This is a genomic window from Kocuria sp. LUK (assembly GCF_021012935.1).
GTDB lineage: Bacteria > Actinomycetota > Actinomycetes > Actinomycetales > Micrococcaceae > Kocuria > Kocuria flava.
Genome location: NZ_JAJMZI010000019.1, coordinates 1 through 413 on the forward strand (window position 1 = coordinate 1; position 413 = coordinate 413).

Below are 413 nucleotides of genomic sequence, written 5' to 3' on the forward strand. Positions count from 1 at the left end.
GGGGAGTGGCCGTCGGCGTGCTGGAGGCCCTCGCCGGTGAGGGTGGTGCGCCCGGCGGTGGCGCCGATGATGAACCCGCGGGTCATCTGGTCGGCGGCGGCCCAGAAGGAGTCGCCGGTGCGCTGGAAGCCGAACATCGAGTAGAAGATGTAGACGGGGACCATGGGTTCGCCGTGGGTGGCGTAGGAGGTGCCGGCGGCGGTGAAGGCGGCGGTGGAGCCGGCCTCGTTGATCCCGGCGTGGAGGATCTGGCCCTGGGGGGACTCCTTGTAGGCGAGCATGAGCTCGCGGTCCACGGAGAGGTAGTTCTGCCCGTTGGGGTTGTAGATCTTGGCGGTGGGGAAGAAGGAGTCCATGCCGAAGGTGCGGGCCTCGTCGGGGACGATCGGCACGATCCGGTGGCCGAACTCCTT

General features: G+C 68.8%; 1 pseudogene. It reads right to left on the minus strand.

Annotated features, from left to right (window positions below):
• Positions 1-413: pseudogene (locus tag LQU92_RS14840) on the minus strand (pyruvate dehydrogenase (acetyl-transferring), homodimeric type); the annotation flags it as partial.